8 protein-coding genes are annotated in these 7,152 nt (G+C 69.1%); 4 read left to right on the plus strand and 4 right to left on the minus strand.

The window, feature by feature from the left end; genetic code table 11:
• The 4 genes from FJ108_17315 to FJ108_17330 all read right to left on the minus strand — a co-directional run.
• Positions 1 to 392 (minus strand): hypothetical protein (locus FJ108_17315; GenBank protein MBM4337649.1); only part of this gene is annotated, 392 nt, incomplete at its 3' end.
• Positions 393 to 461: 69 nt separating this feature from the next.
• Positions 462 to 671: a hypothetical protein gene (locus FJ108_17320; GenBank protein MBM4337650.1), complete on the minus strand. Its 210-nt coding sequence runs from the start codon at positions 669 to 671 to the stop codon at positions 462 to 464.
• Positions 672 to 806: 135 nt separating this feature from the next.
• Positions 807 to 1,985: an ATP-binding protein gene (locus tag FJ108_17325; GenBank protein MBM4337651.1), complete on the minus strand. Its 1,179-nt coding sequence runs from the start codon at positions 1,983 to 1,985 to the stop codon at positions 807 to 809.
• A 182-nt stretch (positions 1,986 to 2,167) separates the two neighbouring features.
• A complete protein-coding gene (locus FJ108_17330; protein ID MBM4337652.1) occupies positions 2,168 to 3,001 on the minus strand; it encodes a hypothetical protein in 834 nt (277 codons plus the stop codon).
• Between the two features lie 200 nt (positions 3,002 to 3,201).
• Between FJ108_17330 and FJ108_17335 the strand changes: the two genes are divergently transcribed.
• From FJ108_17335 to FJ108_17350, 4 genes are read left to right on the plus strand one after another with little or no spacing between them, the layout of a single operon-like run.
• Positions 3,202 to 4,458, plus strand: coding sequence for a glutamate-5-semialdehyde dehydrogenase (locus FJ108_17335; GenBank protein MBM4337653.1), 1,257 nt, complete (start codon positions 3,202 to 3,204; stop codon positions 4,456 to 4,458).
• Positions 4,455 to 5,099 (plus strand): nicotinate-nucleotide adenylyltransferase, encoded by a 645-nt coding sequence (locus FJ108_17340; protein MBM4337654.1) that lies wholly within the window; start codon positions 4,455 to 4,457, stop codon positions 5,097 to 5,099. Before FJ108_17335 ends, FJ108_17340 begins: the two co-directional genes overlap by 4 nt.
• Positions 5,100 to 5,110: 11 nt before the next feature.
• Positions 5,111 to 5,458: a ribosome silencing factor gene (gene rsfS, locus FJ108_17345; GenBank protein ID MBM4337655.1), complete on the plus strand. Its 348-nt coding sequence runs from the start codon at positions 5,111 to 5,113 to the stop codon at positions 5,456 to 5,458.
• A complete protein-coding gene (locus tag FJ108_17350) occupies positions 5,455 to 6,999 on the plus strand; it encodes a 2,3-bisphosphoglycerate-independent phosphoglycerate mutase (protein ID MBM4337656.1) in 1,545 nt (514 codons plus the stop codon). Before rsfS ends, FJ108_17350 begins: the two co-directional genes overlap by 4 nt.
• Positions 7,000 to 7,152: the final 153 nt, after the last annotated feature.

Consider the following 7,152-nt stretch of genomic DNA (forward strand, 5'->3'; position numbering starts at 1 on the left):
CGGCGCACCGAGAAGTTCGCGCCGTCCAAGTACAGGAACTTGTACTTCGTCGCGCGCAAGTCGCGCTCGCGCCACGCGTCGAGCTCGCTGCTCGTCGCGGCGACCATCCGGCTGATCTCCTTCGAATTGTCCAGGGACATCATCTCTTCCGCATTATGAGGACACCTTCTTTTCCAGGCCTCCAATCTTGGATCGAAATCCTGCCGTCTACCCGAGACCCGGGGGGAACTCCGGCTCCCTCGGTTCTTCCTAGCTTTTCGCGCCGTTGGCCGTAGCCCGCTCAAGAGCGCGCAACAGGTATAGGCGACCGGAGCTGTTGAGCACGTGACGGTGGTGGAGCGGGCGATCGAGGATCGCCGCCGCGAGCACCTCGTCGCCGGCGAGCGCCGCATGTTGGTGGTGATCAGGATCGAGCCGCGGCCGCAGCGGTGGAATACCAGCAGGAAGAACAGGCTCGCCTCCTAGGTCATGGGCTCAAGGCCTGACCCGTCGATGACGGGCAGTGCAAGGTTGATGTGCTTGCACTGGCGCAGTCGCTGCGGGGGAACATCGGCGGCGCGCTCGAGCGCCGCGAAGAGATCCTCGAGCCGATAGAACGCAACCGAGAACGCATTCTCGGCGGCGCGCACACCGAGCGCGATGGCGAGGTGGGTCTTGCCAGCGCCGAGCATGCCACCCCTTCAGCGCCGCGCTCTGAGAGCGGTCGGCCGTTCTCAGCGCGCCTGACGACTCGAACAAGAGACGAGGGTGGAACCCCGGGGTGCGGGGCAGCCCATGTCGATGGAAAAACGTATTTCCTCGCGCTTCTAGAGCTCGTCGACCAGATCCTCCCAGGCGAGCGCGCGGACACCGGGCGCCAGCGCCTGGGTCGAGGTTCCCGCCTTCGGTCGCTGGTGCACGAGCAGCATTCGGGCGCCACCTGCCGGCGCGCCGCGGCGCTTGCGAAATGCCGCGCCGAGCCGTTGCAGCGCTGACGCCATTGCCGGAACAACTGTCTTGCCCGCCTTGCACTCGACGAGCGTGATGCGGCCGGCGCGGCCCGGCACGATGAAGTCGACCTCCAGACCCTGCTCGTCCCGAAAGTAGTAGAGCTCGCGCCGGCGCGCGTGATTGACCTGATGCTTCACGATCTCAGAGGCGACGAAGCCCTCGAAGAGCGCGCCGAGGAACGGCGACTTCGCGAGCTCGCGCGCCGTCTCGATCCCGAGCAGATGGCAGGCGAGGCCCGAGTCGGCGATGAACACCTTGGGCGATTTGATGAGTCGCTTGCCCAGGTTCTCGTAGAACGGCGGGACGATCAGGATCTGCGCGGTCGTCTCGAGCACGCCGAGCCATTGGCCGACCGTGGGGACGCTGACCCCGAGCGGCGCTGCGATGTCACTCTTGTTCAGAACCTGGCCGTGTCGCGCTGCGAGCAGGGAGAGGAAGCGCCGGAAGGTCGAGAGATCCCGCACCGCTGTCACCGCCCGCACGTCTCGCTCGAGGTACGTCTGCACGTACGAGCTGAACCACAGTCCCGCTCGTGCCGGGCTCGAAACCGCCTCGGGATAGCCGCCTTGTAGGAGCGTCACGCGGGGCGACTCGCGCGCCGAGAGCGGCAGCAGCTGCAGCACCGCGGCGCGGCCGGCCATCGACTCCGTCACGCCTTGCATCAGCGGCGCCTCCTGCGAGCCGGTGAGAAGCCACTGTCCTTTGCGACCCGGGCTGCGATCGATCCGCGTGCGCACGTACGAGAACACCTCCGGCACGTTCTGCACTTCGTCGAGGATCGCAGGCGTCCGCACCGCGTCGAGAAAGCCCTGCGGATCCGAGCGCAGCCGCGCGACGACGTCCGGGTCCTCGAGAAGGAAGTAGCTGGCGCGCGGGAAGAGCCTGCGGAGCAACGACGTCTTCCCGGCGCGCCGCGGTCCGGTGAGCACGAGCGCCGGAAACGCCTTCAGGGCGCGCCGGAGCTCGGGAGCGAGATCTCGAGGGGCGAATCGCATGTTTGAGGAATCTAAAGTTGCGCTTTAGAAAACTCAAGGTGTCGGAGAGGGCTAGCGGCTGACGGGCCAGGTCCCGACACGCGGCGGACCGGCTGCGCGGCGGCATGAGACAGCTTCGATTCACGTGCCCGCGAGGCTGCGGTGCTGATCGAGCAGATCTCGGCCGAGGTCTCCGCGAGCGGCTATCTGGTTCGGGTCGCCCCGTAGAGCTTGCCGAGCCTCGAGAAGTCGAGCGAGTGCAGCGCGAGGGCGCCGAGTCCGAGCAGCAGCAGCACGGCGGGGCCGGGCTCCGGGACTGGGCAGCCGGTCGTCGGGATCGGGTCGGGATACTCGCCGTAGACAAATGAGTAAGAACCGAAGGTGAAGCCCGCGCTGCATGGGTCCGGGACCCCGGCCGCGTTCGATCTTTGCGTGAACGCAGTCGTCGAGACGACCAGCTGGTCGTGCGCCGCATTCAGCACCCAGAGGCCGAGCCCCAGCGCATTCGTCGGCGTGCTGTCCGTGATCCAGTTCCAGTACGGGTCCAGAGGGATCGGCACACCGGGATGCAAGATCATGCCGCAATTGGCGCCCGTGCAGTTGATCGTGCCCTCGGTCGTGTAGTCCGCGAGGGTCGCCCACAGAATGACGTCGCGGTCGAGCGTCCCGGTGGCTCCGGGAGCGACGGTCGTCGTGAAGCTGGTCTCCAGCACGATCGTTCCGAAGACGAGCGGAGTTACGGCATGGATGCCGAGCGTCCCGCCGAGCATCGTCACAGTGTTGCCCGTGATGTCGATCGCGAGCGAGCTCCCCGGCTCGAACGCGTAGCGAAAGCAGCCCCCGTAGGAAGGTGTGCTCATGCCCACGCATGGGCCCCCGTTCGTCGGGGGCCCCGGGATCGACGCATTGGCGTCCGTGCTCCGGGACCACCAGCCGACGACGCCCGTCAGGTCGAACGTGACCGGCGCGGCCAGAGAGACCGAGCCAAGACCGAGTGAGCCTGCGATTGCGAGCGCGACGACCAGGAAGCGAGTCATCTTCCCTCCGGCTTGTCCCCGAAAGGCAGGTGGTCGCGGGCGATTGCGCCGTGGCGATCTCCGGAAATCCTTCACTTTTCGGTGTCGGGTGGTCGCGACCTGCCCGGCCCGCGGCTTCCGGGGCCAGTTGCCGGTCGGCCACGCCGTGCAGAGGGCGGCTTCGCCCGGGGGGCGGGAATGCCGCTAAGATAGAGGCCAGGATGAGCCCCACCGAGCTCGTTACGGAGCTGACGCGTCGCGCCAAGGCCGCCTCGGAGCGGGTGGCGGAGCTTGCGAGCGATCCGAAGGACGCCGCGCTGCGGCTCGCGGCCGACCGGCTCGAGGCGTCGTCCGCCGCGATCGTTCGCGAGAACGCGCGCGACCTCGAGGCAGGCCGCGCTCGCGGGCTCGACGCGGCCATGCTCGACCGGCTCGCGCTCGACGCCGGGCGGATCGCAGCGATCGCAAACGGGCTGCGCGAGGTCGCGGCGCTTCCCGATCCGGTCGGCGAGGTGACGCGGATGTGGAACCGGCCGAGCGGCCTGCAGGTCGGGCGGATGCGGATTCCGCTCGGCGTGATCCTGGTGATCTACGAGTCGCGCCCGAACGTGACGGCCGACGTCGCGGCGCTGTGCCTGAAGAGCGGCAACGCGACGATCCTGCGCGGCGGTTCGGAGGCGATCCACTCCAACCGCGCCCTCGCCGGCGTGCTGCGCGGCGCGTTCGCCGAGGCGGGCGTGCCCGAGGATGCGCTGCAGCTGGTGCCGACCACGGAGCGCGAGATCGTCGACGCGCTGCTCGAGCGCGAGGGCGAGATCGACCTGGTGATCCCGCGCGGGGGCGAGAGCCTGATCCGGCGCGTCGCCGAGAAGTCGCGCATTCCGGTGATCAAGCACTACAACGGCATCTGCCACGTCTACCTGGACGAGTTCGCCGAGCCCAAGATGGCGCGAGAGATCGCGCTGAACTCGAAGTGCCAGCGCGTCTCGGTCTGCAACGCGGCGGAGACGCTGCTGATCCACGCGAAGCTCGCGAAGACCGTGCTGCCCGACGTGCTGGGCGCGCTGGCCGCGCACGGCGTCGAGCTTCGCGCCTGCGAGCGCACGCGCGCGGAGTTCCCGTCGGCGCGCGCGGCGAGCGAGCAGGACTACCGGACCGAGTGGCTGGCCAGGACGATGTCGGTGCGAATGGTCGACTCGCTCGACCAGGCGATCGACCACATCCGCCGCTACGGCTCCAATCACACCGAGACGATCGTCACGCAGGACGTGACGCGCGCGCGGGCCTTCCTGCGCCGCGTGAACTCGAGCTCGGTGTTCGTGAACGCGAGCACGCGCTTCGCGGACGGATTCCAGCTCGGTCTGGGCGCCGAGGTCGGCGTCTCGACCACGAAGATGCACTGGTACGGCCCGATGGGCCTGGAGGGACTCACCACGCAGAAGTTCATCGCGTACGGTGAGGGAACGATCCTCGAGTGAAGCTCGGCGTTCTCGGCGGAACCTTCAATCCGATCCATCTTGCGCATCTCCGGCTCGCCGAGGAGATGCGCGAGGCGCTCTCGCTAGAGCGGGTCCTGCTCGTGCCTGCCGGCGATCCGCCGCTGAAGCGCGCGGAAATCGCGCCGGCGGCGCAGCGGCTCGAGATGGTCCGCCGCGCCTGCTCCGGAAATCCTGCGCTCGAGGTCTGCGACCTCGAGCTGCTCCGCGCCGGGCCGAGCTACAGCGTCGACACGCTGGCCGAGCTTCGCGCGCGGACGCCCGCCGCCGAGCTCTGGTTCATCGTCGGCGCGGACACGCTGGCCGATCTCGAGAGCTGGCGCGAGCCGGAGCGGCTCTTCACGCTGGCCCACTTCGCCGTGGCGACGCGGCCGGGGCACGCGCAGCGGCTTCGCGACCTGCTGCCGGCAACGCTCTTGCGCGCGTTTCGCGACGGGCCAGACGGCTTGGTCCACGAGTGCGGAAGCGAGCTGCGCGCGGTTCCGTTCACCCCGCTTTCGATTTCGGCGTCCGACATCCGCCGGCGGGTCGCCCGCGGAGCTTCGATCCGGTACCTCGTCCCCGACGAGGTGCTCGAGTACGTCCGGAAGCATCAACTCTATCGAGAGAAGGAGGACGATTGACGGCACGACAGCTGGCCCTGCGACTCGCCTCGGCGCTCGACGACAAGAAAGGCTTGGAGGTGCGCGTGCTCGATCTGCGCGGTGTCTGCGGCTTCGCGGACTACTTCGTGCTCGCGACGGGCACGTCCGCCCGCCACGTCCGCACGCTCGCGGAGGCGGCGATCGACGCCGCGCTGCAGAGCGGCGCGAAGCCGCGCGGCATCGAGGGCAAGCCGATCGGCACCTGGGTCCTGGTCGACCTGGGCGACGTTGTGGTGCACGTCTTCCAGGAGGAGCAGCGCGAGTTCTTCGGCCTGGAGCGGCTCTGGGGCGACGCCGAGGAGCTCCCCGTCGAGCACGCGGCCGGAGCTGCGCTGTGAGCGCGACCGGCCCCGTCGTGCTGGTCGTACTCGACGGCTTCGGCCTGGGCCATGGCGGCCCCGGCGACGCCACCGAGCTCGCGAACGCGCCGTTCTTCGCGAAGCTTCGCGCGAATTGTCCGAGCGCGCGGATCGAGACCTCGGGGGCGGCGGTCGGCCTTCCCGACGGGCAGATGGGCAACTCCGAGGTCGGCCACATGACGCTGGGCGCGGGCCGGATCATCGACATGGACATCGTGCGCATCAAGAAGGCGATCGACGCCGGCGAGCTCGCGGGGCTGTCGGCGATCCAGCAGGTGCTCGCGGCGGCCGAGCGCGCCGGGCGCGCCTTGCACCTGATGGGGCTCGTCTCCGACGGCGGCGTGCACAGCTCGCTCGAGCACGTGTACGGAATCCTGCGGCTTCTCGCCGAGCGGAGGATCCGGCCGATCCTGCACGCGTTCACCGACGGGCGCGACACCGCCCCGCGTTGCGCACGCGACTTCGTGGCACCGCTCGAGGCGCGCTGCCGCGAGCTCGGCGGCTGCATCGCCACGCTCTCCGGTCGCTACTGGGCGATGGACCGCGACAAGCGCTGGGATCGCGTCGCGCGCGCGTACCGGGCGATCGTCGCGCGCGAGGGACGCGAGTGCGCATCGGCCCTGGAAGCCGTCGAGCGCGGCTGGGCCGCGGGCGAGGGCGACGAGTTCATCGCCCCGTCGGTGATCGCGGGCGGCCCGGCGCTTCGCGACGGCGACGCCGTGCTCTTCGTAAACTTCCGCGCGGACCGCGCGCGCGAGCTCACCAACGCGATCACCCGCGTGCGGCCCGAGAAGCTCGGCGACGAGGTTTCCGCGCTGCCGATCGTGCGGCCGTCACTCTTCGCGACGCTCACCGAATACGACGAGACCTTCGGACTGCCGGTCGTGTTCGGCTCGTACGCGGTGAACGCGAGCTTCGGCGAGATCGTCGCGAGCTCGGGCGCGCGCCAGCTGCGCATCGCCGAGACCGAGAAGTACGCGCACGTGACCTACTTCTTCAACGGCGGACGCGAGCAGCCGTTCGATCGCGAGGATCGCACGCTGATTCCGTCGCCCCGCGACGTGCCCACCTACGACCTGAAGCCCGAGATGAGCGCGGTCGCCGTGACGGACGCGCTGCTCTCGGCGCTGCAAGCGCACGACTACCGCTTCGTGCTGGTGAACTACGCCAATCCCGACATGGTCGGGCACACCGGGGTGATCCCCGCCGGTGTCGCGGCGGTCGAGACGGTGGACGCGTGCCTGGCGCGGCTCTGCGAGGCGGTGCTCGATCGCGGCGGCTCGCTTCTGATCACCGCCGACCACGGGAACATCGAGCAGCTGATCGATCCCACGACCGGCGAGCCGCACACCGCGCACACCACCAATCCGGTTCCGATCTGGTGGGTCAGCCGCGATCCGCGCGCGGTCGGTCTTCGCGACGGCGGGCTCTCCGACGTCGCCCCGAGTCTCTGCGAGCTGCTGCGCCTGCCGGTGCCGCGCGAGATGACGGGGCGCAGCCTGCTCGTGCACGCGGGCTAGGAGCCTGACCCAAGACTCTCTCGCGCGCTAGCATGGCGAGGATGGGTGAGAGAGGCGATTTCAAGGGGTACGAGCAACACCAGGGTTTGTTGCTTCCGGTATATATCAGCGACGCTCTGGATCGTTCGGACGTGACCTTCTTCATCGACGAAG

Source organism: Deltaproteobacteria bacterium, assembly GCA_016875225.1.
In the GTDB taxonomy this organism is placed as follows: Bacteria; Myxococcota_A; UBA9160; order SZUA-336; family SZUA-336; genus VGRW01.

What these genes read in the sequence shown, in the direction of transcription:
- FJ108_17325 (MBM4337651.1), bottom strand. Translation starts at nt 1,985, where the DNA reads ATGCGATTCGCCCCTCGAGATCTCGCTCCCGAGCTCCGGCGCGCCCTG.
- FJ108_17335 (MBM4337653.1), top strand. Translation starts at nt 3,202, where the DNA reads ATGAGCCCCACCGAGCTCGTTACGGAGCTGACGCGTCGCGCCAAGGCC.
- FJ108_17320 (MBM4337650.1), bottom strand. Translation starts at nt 671, where the DNA reads ATGCTCGGCGCTGGCAAGACCCACCTCGCCATCGCGCTCGGTGTGCGC.
- FJ108_17330 (MBM4337652.1), bottom strand. Translation starts at nt 3,001, where the DNA reads ATGACTCGCTTCCTGGTCGTCGCGCTCGCAATCGCAGGCTCACTCGGT.